Raw genomic sequence first — 15,753 nt, forward strand, 5'->3', positions numbered from 1 at the left:
GATAGTCTGGATTCCGCACAACGCGCATGCGCATGCTTTCAACAATAATCCCGCAAAAAACCGTCTGCGTCCTCCTTTCGCTCGCGCTTATTTTTAGCGGGTGCGCATCAACGCCGCGCGCCGACCGCGAGATTCCGTTCACAGGCAATTATCTCACCTATCATCAGGCCAACATCAATGTCGCGTCGCCCCGCAACAAAGTCCTCTGGCAATATCGCGCCGCGGGCACCGCGATTCGCCGCGGGGAACACGCGCTTGCGAAAACTTTTCTCGACGCCGCCCTCGCCTCCGCCGCCGCGGCCTACGGACAACCCAACAGCGATGCCGCGAAGGCCCGCGGGCTTTTCAAAAGCGAGGCCGGCAAGCCCTTTTACGGCGAGCCCTACGAGCGCGTAATGGCCAACTTTTACCGCGCGTTGCTTTACTGGGCGGATGGCGAACCCGACAACGCCCGCGCGCTTCTCCGCACGGCCGCGCTCCTTGATTCCGGCACCGTTGATAAAACCTACGCCGCGGACTACATCCTGCTCGATTATCTCGACGGTTTCATCACCGCCAAACTCAGCGGCAGTCCCGATGCCGGAGCAGGCGCGCTCGCCCGGGCCCGCGCCAGCGCCGCGTTGCAACACGTCCCGGCGCCGCCCGACTACGACCTGAAAACCAACGTCCATCTCTTCGTCGAATACGGACGCGCGCCGATTAAATACGCGGCGGGGCAGGCGGGCGAACGCCTCTGGTTCACCGTCAGAAAAGGCCCGGTCAGGCACGTCCGGCTGCATGTCGCCGGCCAAACCCAGGCGGTTCCCGCATACGACGATCTTGGTTATCAAGCCACCACTCGAGGCCCGCGCGTGATGGATCATGTTCTCGGCAACAAGGTCGCGTTCAAGGAAAACACCGGCATGGGTGCCGATGCCGCGCTTGCCATTCCCTCCCTGCTGGCAACCGCGCTCGCCAACACCGAGTTTGGCATTGGCGACGTGCCCGCGCCGTATAACCCGCCGCCCCCCGCCCGCCCTCCCAAGCCCCGCAACTCCCACAAACCAAAACACAAGGATGACCATGATGACGGAAGTGACATCGGCGCGGTCCTTGCGCCCATCGCAATAGGCATCGGCGCCCTCGTTGCAATCGGCATCGGCGCATCCGCGCTTTCAAACGCCACCAAAACGGAAGCCGACACCCGCGCGTGGGAAAATCTGCCCCGCCACCTCTGCTACCTTCCGCTGTCACTTCCGCCCGGAACGCATCCCGTCACGCTCGACTTTCTCGACGAGGACATGCAGCCCGTCTACCTCCAGAAACAAACCTTCACGATCACAGTTCCGGCAACCGCCTCTTCCTTCGCCGCCGGCCACGCCGACATAATTGTTTTCCGCAGCCAGTTGCACGATTGACGCCTTTTTTAAATTTCGGTTTTTCGGACTTGAGATTTCTTTGGTCTACGAGCTTGCGAGTGGCCTGACATTTGGGATTTCGTGATTCGAAAATTTCCCCCACTCTCCCCCTTTTTAATCATGGCCAAATCCACAAAAACCGCCCGCCCGTCCCAACAAGCCACCTGGGGCGGCCGCTTCACGTCCGGCCCCGCCGAGCTCATGCTCGCGTTTAGCGAATCCGTCTCGTTCGACCGCCGCCTCGCGCCGTTCGACATCGCCGGCAGCAAGGCCCACTCCGCCATGCTCGCGCACACCGGCATCATCACCGCCGCGGAACGCGATGCCATCCACGCCGGCCTCGACGCCATCCTCGCGGAAATCGACGCGGGCAAATTCATGTGGGACGTGAAACTTGAGGACGTGCACATGAACATCGAGCAGGCGCTCACCCGCCGCGTGCCCGCCGCCGCCAAGCTCCACACCGCGCGCAGCCGCAACGACCAGGTCGCCACCGACATGCGCCTCTACCTCAAGCACGCCTGCGCGCAACTCTCCGAAAAAATCGCCGCCGCCCAGCGCGCCATCCTCGCCGCCGCCGCCGCGCACGCCGACGTGCTCGTCCCCGGCTACACGCACCTCCAGCGCGCGCAGCCCGTTTATCTCGCGCACCATCTTTTCGCGTGGCTCGAAATGCTCCAGCGCGACCGCGCGCGCCTCGCCGAGACCGCCGCGCGCGCCAACTGGTGCCCGCTCGGCTCCGGCGCCATCGCCGGCACCACGCTCCCCATCGACCGCGAGTTCACCGCGAAACAACTCGGCTTCGTCGATGCGCGCGGCCGCCCACAAGTCACGCAAAACAGCATGGACACCGTCGCCGACCGCGACCTGTTCATCGAGTTCGCGCACGCCTGCGCGCTCTTCGGCGTGCACATCTCGCGCATCGCCGAGGACTTGATTCTCTGGTCGAGCGCGGAGTTTAAATTCGTGGAATTGCCCGACGCGTTTTGCACCGGCTCCTCGCTTATGCCGCAGAAAAAAAATCCCGACTCGTGCGAACTTCTCCGCGGCAAATCCGCGCGCCTGCAAGGCAACCTCCACACGCTCCTCACGCTCGCGAAGGGCCTGCCGCTCACCTACAACCGCGACCTCCAGGAGGACAAGCCGCCGCTCTTCGACAGCCACGACCAAACCGCGATCTGCGCCGACGTGCTCGCGGGCACCTTCACCGGCCTCAAGATGAATCGCGACAAATGCGCCGCCGCCGTGGCCGACCCCGCGCTGCTCGCCACCGATCTCGCGGATTATCTCGTCGAGCGCGGCGTGCCGTTCCGCGAGGCGCACCACGCCGTCGGCGCGGTCGTGCGCGCGGCGGAGACGCTCAATGTTCCGCTCAACGAAATCCCCCTCGCGGAAATTCAAAAAATCCATCCCGCCTACGCAAAGGACTGGACGCAAGTCTTCGACCTCAAGCGCGCCATGCAAAAACGCCGCGGCACCGGCATGCCCGGCCCGCAACAAATCAAAAAACAATTCGCGCGCTGGAAAAAGCTAATCGCGGAAACGCGGAAGGGCGGAAATGCGGAATGAATTTAATAGAACAAGACTTGAGTGACCGCGTGTTGAATGCGGCCATCGAGGTGCATCGAGCACTCGGTCCCGGATTTCTCGAAAAGATATACGAAACCGCCCTGACGCATGAACTCACCAAACGCGGCCACAAGGTGGAGCGCCAAAAGACCGTCACAATTGTCTATGACGGCCAAATCCTCGGCGAGCATCGGCTCGATCTCATCATTGATGGCCGCATCATTCTTGAGCTCAAGGCCTGCAAAGCCATCGAAGACATCCACCTGGCCACGGCCCGTTCCTATCTGAAAGCCACGGGATGCAAACTTGCCCTCGTCCTCAACTTCGCCGAAGCGCGGCTGGCAATAAAACGCGTCGTTCTTGACTCCGAGCCTTCCGCCCTTCCGCGCTTCCGCGATTAAGAAAATGTCCTCGAAAATCAAAATCCTTCCCGACCGCGTGGCGAACCAGATCGCCGCGGGGGAGGTCATTGAGCGGCCCGCGGCGGTCGTGAAGGAGCTCGTGGAAAACGCGCTCGACGCCGGGGCCACGCGGCTCGAGGTCGAGTTTCGCCACGGCGGACGCTCGCTCATGCGCATCGAGGACAACGGCGCGGGCATGTCGCGCGACGACGCGCTGCTCGCGCTCGAACGCCACGCCACGAGCAAAATCGCCGCCGCCGCCGACCTCGACTCGCTCTCCAGCTTCGGGTTTCGCGGCGAGGCGCTGCCGTCAATCGCCAGCGTATCCGAATTTTCAATACAAACGCGCGAGGCCTCGTCCGACACCGGCACCGAGGTTTTTGTCAACGGCGGCAAACTCGTCCACGTGCGCGAATGCGGCCGCGCCGTCGGCACGCGCATCGAGGTCAAGCACCTCTTCAACTCCGTGCCCGCGCGGCGCAAGTTTTTGAAAAGCGACGCCACCGAGTCCGCGCACATCATCCAGGGCGTGCGGCTCTACGCGCTGGCGTTTCCGCATGTCGCGTTCACGTTGATCGAGGACGGGCGCGTCATTTTTCGCTCGCCCCAATGCGAGACGCTCCGCGAGCGCGTCGCCGGCATTTTTGGAAAACAAATCGCCGAGAACCTGATCCCCATCGACGCCGCCGAGGGCGGCATGCGCATCAGCGGACTGATCGACCGGCCCGGCTCCGGCATGGGACGCGCGACGCGGCACGAGATGATCACGTATATCAACCGGCGTCCGGTGGACAGCCGCGCGCTCAACTACGCGCTCATTGAAAGCTACACGGAGCACCTGCCGAAGGGCCGGTATCCGGTGGCGTTTGTTTTTTTCGAGATCGATCCGGCGGCGGTCGATGTGAATGTGCACCCGGCAAAACGCGAAGTGCGCTTTCGCAACGAAACCGCCGTGCGCGGTTTTGTGATTCGCAACGTGCTTGATGCGTTGCGCAACGCGCAAGGCGGATTGGGCGGATCGAGTGGCACGGGCGATCCGCCCGTGGGCTTGGGAGGCATGGCCGGGACGGCCGCGCAAACACCGCCGACGTTTGCGCCGACTCCGCGAGTCACGCCGCAGGTTCAAACACATGGGCGAGTCGCCCATGCCACCCAACCCATTCAATCCGCCGGACACACGGGCGGGTCGCCCGTGCCACCCAACCCACCCGAACCGCGGCCAATCGAAAATCGGAAATCGGAAATCGGAAATTCCACCTGGCGGTTTCTCGGGCTCGCGCACCAGGCTTACGCGCTTTTTGAGATGTCCGCCGGGATCGTCGTGCTCGACCGTCGCTCGGCGCACGAACGCATCTGGTTCGAACGGCTGCAAACGCAATTCCGCTCGGGCGAAGTTCCGAGCCAGCGCCTGCTGCTTCCCATCCCCATCGAACTCGACGCCATCGCCAGCGCGCTGCTGCTCGACCGGCTGGATTTTTTCAATCACCACGGTTTTGAAATCACCGAGTTCGGGCGCAATTTTTTCCGTGTGGAGAGCGTGCCCGTCTGGATGGAGCCGGCGGACGCCGAGCCGTTTGTGCGCGACCTGCTCGGCGCGTTGCGCGACGGACGCTTGCAGGAAAAAAACATCGACCTCGCGCGCGACGAGTTGGCGCGGCTCGCCGTTGTGAAGGCGATCCGCCTGCCCGCCTCGGCAAGCGAGGCCGAGATGCGCGCGATGATCGGCCAGCTCCTCGCCTGCAAGACCCCGCTCACCAGCCCCTCCGGACGCCCGACTTATTTCGAGTTGTCGCTAGGCGAACTCGCGCGACGGTTCGGAAGGTAGCACAGACAAGAATGTCTGTGTTACCTTGTGTCGTCGCGCCCAGTTTCACACCAGCGGCATCGGGCAGCCGAGCGAGTCGGACATCATGCGGAGGAGCTCGATTTCCTCAATGTGTTGCTTCCCGTCGGCCATCACCACGGCGGCAGCGGCGGCGAGCACGGCTCGCCTAGTTTCCAGCGGCGCGGTCGCGAGGCGGTCGAGCGCGGTGTCGAGCGGACGATAAAGTTGCTGGATCATTGCGGCGCCCTCGACTTCGCCAGTTTGCGGCCTGTGCCATTTGGCAAAAACGGCAAAGCGTCCGAGCTTGGATTTTCCCGCCTCGAATGCCTTCCGGGAAGTTCCTTCGTCCGCGCCGCCGCAGTTTGCGAGCATCGACAGCGCCATGCCGGCATGCGCGCCAATTTCCGAGGGCTGCGCGAATGCCTTGTTTGTTTTTCGCAGGGGCGTCGCGGCAACCGAAACGAGATGCCGTTGCACCATGCGGAGCAGCGAGTATTCGAATACGGTGATGCGCCCGTCGCATTGGGCGATTTTGTCCGCGGCCTGCCAGAATCGCCCGACATCCTGGCCGGGCATCATACGCAGCGTGGGGAGCGCGAGTTGCAGGAGCGGCAGGCGGTGCTCGAGCGGAAGCCTCAGCAGCGCCGGTTCGAGGCGCGTGATTATTTTAAGCGGCGCGCCTCCTTGAAAAGTAAAGGCGTCCCATTGCATGTGCCGCACGGTTTCGTCGCGATCAATCAGGAGCCCGAGCACCAGCGCGGGCGCGGTGTCGCGACAATGCGCCGCGTCCAGCAGTTCCGGGTTGATCGAGTCGAGCAATTGACGCGCCCGGGCGATTGATTCCGGCGCGCTCGCGCCAAGCAGGCGCTGCAGCATCGCGGCGCGGTTTTCCGCGGGGTCCGTCTTGTTTTCACCGGTGGATATGTTTGCGGCGGGGCCGCCCTCGCCGAACGAGGGCGCTTCGATTTTTTGTTTCAACCGCAAGCCGGCTTTGCGCCGCCCCGCCACGGCGGGGCGCTCGTCGGAATCATCCGTCACGAGGCGTCCGCGATCCAGGGAGTCGGAAACGATAAACTTCGCGGTTTGCGCGTCGATTGCGCGCACGCGATCCAGCCAGTAGGGATGCGTGGCAAACCAGCGGCCGAGGTGGTTTCGGCACGCATCCACAAAAAAGAAATGCTGGATCGCGCGCACGTTTTTGCTGGTGACAACCACGCCCCCTGAGAGCCCGATCTTGCGCAGCGCGCCGGTGAGGCCAGACGGGTTTCGAGTGAACTGCACGGCGGCGGCGTCCGAGAGGTATTCGCGCTGCCGCGAAATCGTGGCAATGATGAGGCGGCCCAGAAAGTATCCGGTGTATCCAAAAATAGACACGGCAATGCCGACTGGCACGCGAACCATGGCGACGATCACCTTCATGAAGTAGAACGGCGATTCCTCGAGCAGATTCCAGTCCTTGAAGATACCCTCGCCGGCGAGCGCCATGAACAACAGCCCGTGCACGACCGCCATGAGCACGACGTTCATGCGGATGTCGTTGTTGAGGATGTGGCTGAACTCATGGCCAATCACGCCCTGCAATTCGTCGCGCGTGAGGTGGTCGAGCGCGCCGCGTGTGACGACGATAGCGGCGTCCTGCGGTTTGAGTCCACAAGCGAAGGCGTTGATGGCCTGTTCGTTTTCGATCAAAAAAATAGCGGGCGCCGGCACGCCCGAGGCGATGGCCATTTCCTCGACGATGTTGACAAGGCGGCGCTCAATGATGTTTGCCGAACCGGGCGAAACCCATCGCGCGCCGAGTGATTTGATCACGAGCAGCCCGTCCTTGCTCAGTTGCCGCCACTTCCACCACGACGCCCCACCGACGAGCCCGCACGTCATGACGATGAGAAACGCAAGCAACCCGGGCTGCCAGAATTGAAAGGCGGAACCGGGCTCGTAATAATAAAGCCAGCCCGCGCGAATCACGGCGAGAATGGCATAGCTCAGGGCCACCAAAAACACGATCGCCGCGGCAAACAGGACGATGAGCTGCCGGGTCTTTTTGCGCGCGCGTGCTTGTGCAGAGAAGAAGTCCATGGGGAAGGGCGGGTTGGCAAAGAGAGTTTTGTGCGCGCGGTTCATGCGCAAGCGGAATGTTGGCGCTGACGGTGCGAAACGGAGCGGCGATCTCCAGGTCGCCGGACACGACATAGTCGTGCCCTTCTGCCTTTTTGTTTTTCGAATAACTTCTTTTTTTGCGAGGCGCGTTGCGCCTCGTCCGGCGACCTGGAGATCGCCGCTCCGTTTATTGCGCAATCGTGTTCGGTTTATTTCTTCTTGTTCAGCGCAGCGGTAAACCAGTCGCCGCCTAGGCTTTGGGTGGGCTGCTCGCGTTTTGCCGCCATTGAATAAATCATTATCACCCGGATGATTTTCTTCAGGACTGCCGCAAGGGTTGTTTGTGCTTGGTGCCGCAAAATACACGCAACCAGACTGGAATAACAGCGCGGCGCGCATTTTTTTGGAGGGGACGGTGTCGCGCAGACTTGCCCGAGGCGAGGCGGTCATTAACTTGCCGTTTCGAATGCAAGCAGAACCAATCGCAAGCTGGCAAATCTGGGGGACGTTGCGCGCCGCCCGGATGCCGCTCGGCTTGATCCTCATTCCGGATCGGGTCGAAACCCGCGCGCAAATGACCGAATACAGCGACTCGGCGTATGTTTATCGAATGTTCGATTTAGTTTTTGGAATACGAAGCCCCGGTGTGTTTGCGTATTTAACGGAAAAGGAAAAAAAGGCGTTGAACGATTTTTCGGCCGCGTATGCGGCGCTGCCATGGCAGCCTTTGGCCTTGCATCCGCATATTAGCGAACTTGTGGACGGGGATTTCAGTCCGGTCATTCCCGCGGCAAAGCGGCTCGATAGATTGTTGGCGCTTCGCACGGGACGCGGACCTGTATCAGCAACCTACCGGTTGGCGCATGGCTGGCCATTGCGGGTTCCAATACAACCAACGGAAAGGGGCCTCGGCCAATGACTGGCCGATTTCTGACATGCCAATGTATTCGATGAATTCCGGGTTGGCAAAGACACTGGCCATTATTGCGGTGGTTTGTGTCATTTCGTTTTCGGCGATTTATATGATCGTGGCCGCGCTGCTTCTTCGCAAACGGCGCGCAAAATTTTCAAGCACACGCGAGCCGCTTTCGGACAGGGCATTTTTATCGCAAGTAGGCGCTCCCGTTGCGCATGAGGTTTATGTCATCGCGGCGCGAAATGCGCTGGCGAATGTTTTCAAGGTGCCCGCGCAGACTTTGCATCCAAGTGACGTTCCGGATGATTTGGCGCGGAATTTTTTATATGACGGATGGGATGACGCCGATGTTTCAATGGAGCTGGAAATATGCTCGGGCATGGCAACGGATGAGCATATTCCGCGATTTTTAAGCGGACGTTTCTTTTTATTCAGATGGGATGGGCCGGCCACGATCGGGGAATGGACGCGGCGCGCGACTGCATATTTGGAAAAACGGGCGGAAAAAACGAAGTGAAAGATATGAGTTCTGTTCGAAGTGTTACCGCTTCTTGTTCAGAGCCGCCGTGAACCAGTCGCCGCCTAAGCTTTGAGTGGAGTCGCGGCGCGGGGCGCCTCCGCCGGATGAACCTCCGTGCGGCGGCCTCGCCGAGGCCGCCCTACCTTGGCCTCCGCCGGATTTTCCGCCGAGTTGCGGGTTGGAACGCATGGAGAGGGCGATGCGGTTGCGGGCGAGGTCGATGTCGGTCACCGTGACCATCACGCGCTGGGAAACTTTCACGACTTCAGCCGGGTCTTTCACAAAGTTGTCGGCGAGCTGGCTGACGTGGACGAGGCCGTCCTGGTGCACTCCCACATCGACGAAGGCGCCGAAGGCGGTGACGTTGGTCACGATGCCGGGGAGCTTCATGCCGGGTTTCAAATCCTCGGGTTTGTTCACGCCTTCCTGAAAGGCGAAGGCTTCGAATTTTTGGCGCGGATCGCGTCCGGGTTTGGCGAGTTCGGCGAGGATGTCGGTGAGCGTGGGGAGGCCGACTTTGTCGGTCGCGTATTTTTGAAGGTCGATTTTTTTGCGGAGTTTTTCGTCGCGCATGAGGTCGGCGACGGTCACGCCGAGGTCGGCGGCCATTTTTTCGACGATGGGATACGACTCGGGGTGGACGGCGGAGGCGTCGAGCGGATTTTCCGCGCCACGGATGCGGAGGAAGCCCGCCGCTTGTTCGTAGGCCTTGGGGCCGAGGCGCGAGACTTTGAGGAGTTCGGCGCGGGTTTTGAAGGGGCCGTTTTCGTTGCGGTGCGCGACGATGTTGGCGGCGATGCTGGCGTTGAGGCCGGAGACGTAGCTGAGGAGTTGTTTCGAGGCGGTGTTCACCTCGACGCCGACGCCGTTGACGGAGGAGACGACACAGTCGTCGAGCGAGCGTTTGAGGGCGTTTTGATCGACGTCGTGCTGGTATTGTCCGACGCCGATTGACTTGGGGTCGAGTTTCACGAGTTCGGCGAGCGGGTCCATGAGGCGGCGTCCGATGGAGACCGCGCCGCGCACGGTGATGTCGTGGTCGGGAAATTCCTCGCGGGCGACTTCGCTGGCGGAGTAGATCGACGCGCCGGATTCGTTGACCATGACGACGGGGATGTTTTTCGGGAGGCCGAGGTCGCGGATGAAGGCCTCGGTTTCGCGTCCGGCGGTGCCGTTGCCGATAGCGATGGCCTCGATTTTGAAGAAGTCCACGAAGCCTTTGATTTTTTCGGTCGCCTCGTCGTTGCGCGCGGCGCCCTGGTCGGGGTAAACGACGTCGTTGTGGAGGAGTTTGCCCTGGCGGTCGAGGATGACGACTTTGCAGCCGGTGCGGAATCCGGGGTCGATGGCGAGGGTGTTTTTCTGGCCGAGGGGCGAGGCGAGGAGGAGTTCGCGGAGGTTTTCGGCGAAGACTTTTATCGCGGTTTCGTCGGCGCGTTTTTTGGATTCGAGGCGCATCTCGGTTTCCATCGCGGGGGCGAGGAGGCGTTTGTAGGCATCCGTAAGCGCCATGCGAACTTGGGTGGAAGCAGAAGTGTCGGAGCCAGAGGCCAGAATACCAGAGGCCAGAGTGCCAGACTTCGGCTGGGTGGAACCGGTGGTGTTTTTCTGGCTTTCTGGCTTCTGGCCTTCTGGCCTCTGCTTGACATGCAGCGGTTCGATTTCGGCGAGGGCGGCGGTTTCGTCGGCGGTGACGCGCATCATGAGGACGAGTTCCTTTTCGCCGCGGCGCATGGCGAGGACGCGGTGGCTGGGGGCCTTGGCGAGGGGTTCGCTCCAGTCGAAGTAGTCCTTGAATTTCGCGCCCTCGGTTTCCTTGCCGCCGATGACCTTGGTGGAGATGACGGCGTTGGCGGCGTAGAGGGCGCGGAGTTTGGCGCGGGTGGAGGCGTCGTCGCTGATGCGCTCGGCGATGATGTCGCGCGCGCCGGCGAGGGCCTCGGCGGCGTCCTTGATTTTGGCGGGCGTGTTCTTGCCGTCGTCGGGCGTGTATTCACGTCCTGAATACACGGCGGCCTCCGCCTCGGCGTCGGTGGCGGGGTCTTGCGCCTGGAGGAGGTCGGCGAGGGGTTCGAGGCCCTTTTCCTTCGCGATGGTGGCGCGGGTGCGTTTTTTGGGGCGGAAGGGCAGGTAGATGTCCTCGAGGGCGTTGAGGGTTTCGGCGGCGGCGATTTTTTTGGCGAGCTCGTCGGTGAGGAGGTTGCGCTCCTTGAGCGAGGCGGTGATGGAGGCGCGGCGTTCGTCGAGCGCGGCGAGTTGTTCGAGGCGGTCGCGGATGGCGGTGATCTGGACCTCGTCGAGTTCGCCGGTGGCCTCCTTGCGGTAGCGGGCGATAAAGGGGACGGTCGCGCCCTCGGAGAAGAGCTGCGCCGTGGTGGCGATTTGGTGGACTTTTAGATTGAGCTCCTGCGCGATGCGCAGGACGTGTTCGGCATTGGGCGTGGACATTAGGAAAAGTGTGAAGAGTGAATGGTGAAGAGTGAAAAAATCAAAAAAAGAGGGGTGCCATAGCAACGGGTGAGAAGCGGCGCGCAAGGGGAAATTTCCCAAAAACATATCTGACGCGAATGGTGGCGCACATGCCACAACAAGGGTCCTGTGTGACTGACTTTGGCTGGGATGGATGGCTCAAAATCGGCACAAACGGAAACGACATTGCCCTTGCCTCAAGAAGGGCAAAGGAGGACGTCGCGAGTGGAGATAAAGTGCGTCGGAAGAATTTAAAAACCGTGAGAAACTAATGGCGGCGCATAAAACAAAGCGAATGCCCGCACAGTAACCACGGCACATTTCTTCACAGGCGCGGATCGACGGGTTCGCTTTCGAGGGCGAGGACGCCGAAAACGGCTTCGTGCACGCGGCGCAGGGGTTCCTTGCGGACAAAGCGTTCGAGCGATTCGATGCCGAGAGCAAATTCACGCAGGGCGAGCGAGCGTTTTGCGGCAAGGCTGCGGGCGCGCAGGCGGGAAATGTTTTCGGGCGCCGTATATTCGGGGCCGTAAATAATGCGCAGGTATTCGCGTCCGCGGCATTTCACGGCAGGCTGGATGAGTCCGCGTTTTCCTTTTGCAATGAAGTCGAGCGGTTTCACGACCATGCCTTCGCCGCCCCGGGCAGTCAGTTGTTCCCACCATTCGATGCCTTCGGCCTCGCTTGCGGGGTTTGTCACGTCAATGATGCGGTGGGGCGTGGCGATGAGGATGTTGCCGGCTGTCGCATTGGCCGGTGACGCGAGTGCGGCGAGGGTTTGCATGTGCCAGTCGTGGGGTTTATCGGCGTGAACGTTGCCTTCGGTTGCAAGCAGATGGAAGGGGGCGAGCTTGTAATCGTCGATTCCGTTGACGGGCCAGCAGTAGCGCTGGTAGGCGGCTATGTAGTCCTCCGCCATTTGGCGGCGTTCAATTGTGCGCGCAAGCAGCGCGCCAACGTCCAGGCCTCGGAGCGAGGTTTGCTCAAGAGCCTCCGTTTCTCCTGCGAGCGAGGCGCGGGCGGCGGCTCCGACCGCTGCGTATTGTTGTTTCAAGAGTTCCCGCGCCTTGGCCGACCAAGGCATGAGTTCGCAGTCGAAGCAGAGCCATGAGGTTTGAAATTGATTCCAATAATCGGCGGCGGTTGCCGCGGCGTGAACGCGCGCGAGAAAGGCGGCCTCAAGTTTCGCGTCATCAAAGAAACGGCGTCCGGTGCGCGTGTAGCAGATGCCGATGCCTTCGCCGGTAATGCCAAAGGTTTTAAGCGCGGCGGCTTCGTCCCGGCAGACAATGACGACCGCGCGCGAGCCCATGTGCTTTTCTTCGCAAATGACACGGGGAATGCCGGCGTGACGGTAGTATGCGAAGGCTTCGGCTGGGTGCTCAAGAAGTCCGGGCACGCCGCTGGTTTCGCAGGGCGACATGGTGGGCGGAAGATAGATGAGCCATTTGGGATTTGCGGCAAAACGGCTCATGACTTCGAGCGCGGCGGTGGCGTTTTCCTCGCGGATGGTGACATTGCCGTGAAGGCGCGTGGCGACGATGCGCTTGCCGGTCACATCGGCGAGATCGAGCAGATCATCGTGTTGTTGTTGCGCGGAAAGAGCGGGGGCTGATGGCGTCGGGGCAGTTTCGGGAAGGAACGGTTTTCGCGGCTCGGCGTAGGCATGTATTGAGGGAACGGATACGATTTCCTTTTCCGGATAACGGAGCGCGGTGAGTTTGCCGCCGAAAACACAACCGGTGTCAATGTTGATGGTGCGGTTGAGCCATTCGGGTTCGGGAACCGGGGTGTGCCCGTAAACGACCATCGGGGAACCGCGATATTCAGCGGCCCAGTTGTAACGGATGGGAAGGCCAAACTCATCGGTTTCACCGGTGGTTTCTCCGTAGAGGGCGAACTCGCGCACGGCGCCGGAGCCGCGGCCTTGCATGTTTTGTTTCATGCCGGCGTGGGCAACGACAAGGCGGCCGTCATCCAGAACATAGTGGCTGACGAGCTTGTCGATGAAGTCGGCAACCCGGACGCGAAACTCATCGGTTTCGGAGGAGAGTTGCGCGAGGGAGTCGGCGAGGCCGTGCGTGATTTGCACATCGCGTCCCCGAAGTTTGCGCATGAGCTTGACGTCGTGGTTGCCGGGCACGCAAAGGGCCGCGCCGCTGGCGACGGCGTTCATGGCGAGTTTGAGGACGTCGGGAATTTTCGGGCCGCGATCAACGAGGTCGCCGAGAAAAATAAGCTTGCGCCCGGGCGGCGGCGCGAGGGTGTGCGAGGTTTCGTCAACCGTGTAGTCGAGCGTGCGAAGGAGCGCGACAAGCTCGTCGTAACAACCGTGAATGTCGCCAACGATGTCGAAGGGACCGTGCTCGCGCTTGAGGTTGTTCCAAAGCGGCTGGCGCTCGATGGTGGCGCCGTCGATTTGCTCCGGTGTATCCCAAATATGGATATGGCGAAAACCCTCGCGCTGGAGATTGCGGAGCGAGCGGCGGAGTTGTTGCGATTGCTGGCGGACGACATGCGGACCGAAGGCTCGGTCGGGCCGGGTTTTGTTGCGATCGTGCGCGAGGCGCTCGGGGATATTGAGGACGAGGGCGACGGGCAGGCAGTGGTATTCACGGGCGAGGGCGACCAGTGATTTGCGTGATTCGGGCTGGACGTTGGTGGCGTCGATGACGGTCAGGCGTCCGGCGGCGAGGCGCTTGCGGGCGATGTAGTGAAGGACTTCGAAGGCGTCGCTCGTGGCGGACTGGTCGTTTTCGTCATCGGAGACGAGGGCGCGGCAATGGTCCGACGAAAGGATTTCGGTGGACTTGAAATGCTTGCGCGCAAAGGTGCTTTTGCCGGAGCCGGAGACGCCGATGAGAACGACGAGGGAAAGTTCGGGGATGGTGATTTTCATTCGGGCTGTGAGTGGTGCTTATGTCAGTCTTTGACCTTAGCTGCGGGTGAAGACCGCCATTTGCGTTGGCGGGCCGACGGCGGGATCATCGGGACCGACGGGGACGAAGCGCGCGGTGTAGCCGGTGCGGGCGGCGGTTTGATTTGCCCATGATTGGAATTCGGCGCGCGTCCATTCGAAGCGGTGGTCGCGATGGCGGAATTTGCCGGCGGGAAGCGTTTCCCATTTCACATTGTATTCGGAGTTGGGTGTCGTGACGACGATGGTCGCGGGACGCGCGCATTCGAAGATCACGCGTTCAAAGGCGGCAAGGCGCGGCGGGTCGAGGTGTTCGATCACTTCCACGACGGCGGCGGCATCGTAACCGGAGAGGCGTTGGTCGCGGTAAATGAGCGAGCCGTGAAGAAGCCGGATGCGTTCTTTTTGAAGCGACGGCATGCGCTCGAAGTGAAGCCGGTCGCGGGCGATTTCGAGCGCGCGGTGCGAGATATCCATGCCGACAATTTCAATGAATTGTTTTTCTTTCAAAAGGAGTTGGAGGAGTCGCCCTTCGCCGCAGCCAAGATCGAGAACGCGCGCGGCGCCGCAGGCCTTGAGCGCGGCGAGGACCGCGCCCAGTCGTTGCTCGTTGAGGCTGATGGTTTTTTCAATGGCGTCTTCCTCATGGGCGCGGGCGGCGGCGGTTTCGTCGGGAGCGGGATCGTCCTCATCGGTGAGTTGCGCAAGGGCGTCATAAACAAGGCCGCGCTGGTGCTTGAGATAGCGGCGGGTGATGAGTTCGCGCTCGGGATGCGCGGCCAGCCAGCCTTCGCCGTGACGCATGAGTTTTTTCACCTCATCGTCGCCAACCCAATAGTGCTTGTCGTTGTCGAGCACGGGCACGAGGACGTAGAGGTGGCTGAGGAGCAGGTGAAGCGGAAGTGTGGCGGCAAGCTCAACGCGATAGCAGGGGCTTTCGCCCCATTCGGGGAATTTTTCGTCGAGCGGGAGACGCGCGGCGGTGACGACGTAGCCGAGCGGTTCGAAGAGTTTGCGCAGAAAAACTTCACCGCCGCGGCAGGGGACGGCCGAGAGTGTTGCCCGGAGCGGAATCGGTGTGTCCGCGAGTTCGGGGCGTTCCTTGCTGTTGCCCGAGAGCGCGCTGCCGAAGGTCTCCGCGATGGCGACACTGAGAAAGGACGAAGCCGCGTAGGGTCGGTCGTTGACGTATTGTTCGAGCGGACCGCCTTCGCCGGAAGGATTGCGGCGGTTGCGCACGAGCGCGACGGGATCGACCTCGACAAGAAGCGCGGCCGTGCAGCGTTCGGCTGTCGCCTCGGGGTAAAAAACGTGCGCCTTGCCGAAGGTGAGGTCGAAGGTTTGCGGACGGGCGGGATTCTTGCGCAGAAGATAGCCGAGGTCGGTCGCGGGGGTGTGCGTGGTTGTGAGGGTGAGGAGCATGGGTGGACTATTGAATACAGGCGCGCTGTGTGGGTGATGGCAAGTATTGGGGATTGTTATAGAAAAGATCAAAACAAGCGGGCGTGGAAATGCCGCCACTTTTTTTGCTCAAGCAAAACCCGGCAATGGCTGCGGACAGACACGGCCCAAGATGAGCGGGCTTTTACCCGAGAGTTTTTTGATTTGTTCAGTCGCATTTTAAGGCAGGGCGAACCGT

Annotated in this window: 10 protein-coding genes; 6 read left to right on the forward strand and 4 right to left on the reverse strand. The window is 61.5% G+C overall.

The window, feature by feature from the left end:
- Window positions 1-32 precede the first annotated feature (32 nt).
- The 4 genes from M2447_RS11125 to mutL all read left to right on the forward strand — a co-directional run bounded on the left by M2447_RS11125 (window position 33) and on the right by mutL (window position 5,192).
- Window positions 33-1,397, forward strand: a complete 1,365-nt coding sequence (locus M2447_RS11125) for a hypothetical protein (RefSeq protein WP_277558661.1) — start codon at window positions 33-35, stop codon at window positions 1,395-1,397.
- Between the two features lie 120 nt (window positions 1,398-1,517).
- Complete coding sequence (gene argH / locus M2447_RS11130; RefSeq protein ID WP_277558662.1) at window positions 1,518-2,966, forward strand: argininosuccinate lyase; 1,449 nt, start codon at window positions 1,518-1,520, stop codon at window positions 2,964-2,966.
- The gene (locus M2447_RS11135) at window positions 2,963-3,367 is read left to right on the forward strand and encodes a GxxExxY protein (protein ID WP_277558663.1); all 405 of its coding nucleotides are present in this window, start codon (window positions 2,963-2,965) and stop codon (window positions 3,365-3,367) included. Before argH ends, M2447_RS11135 begins: the two co-directional genes overlap by 4 nt.
- 4 nt (window positions 3,368-3,371) lie before the next feature.
- Entirely contained in the window at window positions 3,372-5,192 is a 1,821-nt protein-coding gene (gene mutL, locus M2447_RS11140; protein WP_277558664.1) for a DNA mismatch repair endonuclease MutL, read from the forward strand.
- A 45-nt stretch (window positions 5,193-5,237) separates the two neighbouring features.
- Here mutL and M2447_RS11145 read toward each other — a convergent pair whose 3' ends face one another.
- Entirely contained in the window at window positions 5,238-7,316 is a 2,079-nt protein-coding gene (locus M2447_RS11145) for a M48 family metalloprotease (protein ID WP_277558665.1), read from the reverse strand.
- 319 nt (window positions 7,317-7,635) lie between these two features.
- Between M2447_RS11145 and M2447_RS11150 the strand changes: the two genes are divergently transcribed.
- Together M2447_RS11150 and M2447_RS11155 are read left to right on the forward strand one after the other, a co-directional pair.
- Window positions 7,636-8,211 carry a hypothetical protein gene (locus M2447_RS11150; RefSeq protein WP_161554723.1) on the forward strand — a complete coding sequence of 192 codons (576 nt, stop codon included), beginning with the start codon at window positions 7,636-7,638 and terminating at the stop codon, window positions 8,209-8,211.
- A gap of 16 nt (window positions 8,212-8,227) precedes the next feature.
- A complete protein-coding gene (locus M2447_RS11155; RefSeq protein WP_277558666.1) occupies window positions 8,228-8,725 on the forward strand; it encodes a hypothetical protein in 498 nt (165 codons plus the stop codon).
- Between the two features lie 24 nt (window positions 8,726-8,749).
- On the opposite strand, the gene M2447_RS11160 is transcribed toward M2447_RS11155, so the two are convergent.
- The 3 genes from M2447_RS11160 to M2447_RS11170 form a co-directional block, all read right to left on the reverse strand.
- On the reverse strand, window positions 8,750-11,176 hold the full coding sequence (locus tag M2447_RS11160) for a Tex family protein (protein WP_277558667.1): 2,427 nt from the start codon (window positions 11,174-11,176) through the stop codon (window positions 8,750-8,752).
- 346 nt (window positions 11,177-11,522) lie between these two features.
- Window positions 11,523-14,096 (reverse strand): polynucleotide kinase-phosphatase, encoded by a 2,574-nt coding sequence (locus tag M2447_RS11165; protein WP_277558669.1) that lies wholly within the window; start codon window positions 14,094-14,096, stop codon window positions 11,523-11,525.
- 36 nt (window positions 14,097-14,132) lie between these two features.
- Window positions 14,133-15,536 carry a 3' terminal RNA ribose 2'-O-methyltransferase Hen1 gene (locus tag M2447_RS11170; RefSeq protein WP_277558671.1) on the reverse strand — a complete coding sequence of 468 codons (1,404 nt, stop codon included), beginning with the start codon at window positions 15,534-15,536 and terminating at the stop codon, window positions 14,133-14,135.
- Window positions 15,537-15,753: the final 217 nt, after the last annotated feature.

It is taken from the genome of Ereboglobus sp. PH5-10, from assembly GCF_029504735.1.
Taxonomy (GTDB): domain Bacteria; phylum Verrucomicrobiota; class Verrucomicrobiia; order Opitutales; family Opitutaceae; genus Ereboglobus.

Excerpts from the sequence above, each read along its gene's own strand:
- M2447_RS11125 (WP_277558661.1), top strand. The coding sequence starts at position 33 with ATGCTTTCAACAATAATCCCGCAAAAAACCGTCTGCGTCCTCCTTTCG.
- argH (WP_277558662.1), top strand. The coding sequence starts at position 1,518 with ATGGCCAAATCCACAAAAACCGCCCGCCCGTCCCAACAAGCCACCTGG.
- M2447_RS11135 (WP_277558663.1), top strand. The coding sequence starts at position 2,963 with ATGAATTTAATAGAACAAGACTTGAGTGACCGCGTGTTGAATGCGGCC.
- mutL (WP_277558664.1), top strand. The coding sequence starts at position 3,372 with ATGTCCTCGAAAATCAAAATCCTTCCCGACCGCGTGGCGAACCAGATC.
- M2447_RS11145 (WP_277558665.1), bottom strand. The coding sequence starts at position 7,316 with ATGAACCGCGCGCACAAAACTCTCTTTGCCAACCCGCCCTTCCCCATG.
- M2447_RS11155 (WP_277558666.1), top strand. The coding sequence starts at position 8,228 with ATGCCAATGTATTCGATGAATTCCGGGTTGGCAAAGACACTGGCCATT.
- M2447_RS11160 (WP_277558667.1), bottom strand. The coding sequence starts at position 11,176 with ATGTCCACGCCCAATGCCGAACACGTCCTGCGCATCGCGCAGGAGCTC.
- M2447_RS11165 (WP_277558669.1), bottom strand. The coding sequence starts at position 14,096 with ATGAAAATCACCATCCCCGAACTTTCCCTCGTCGTTCTCATCGGCGTC.
- M2447_RS11170 (WP_277558671.1), bottom strand. The coding sequence starts at position 15,536 with ATGCTCCTCACCCTCACAACCACGCACACCCCCGCGACCGACCTCGGC.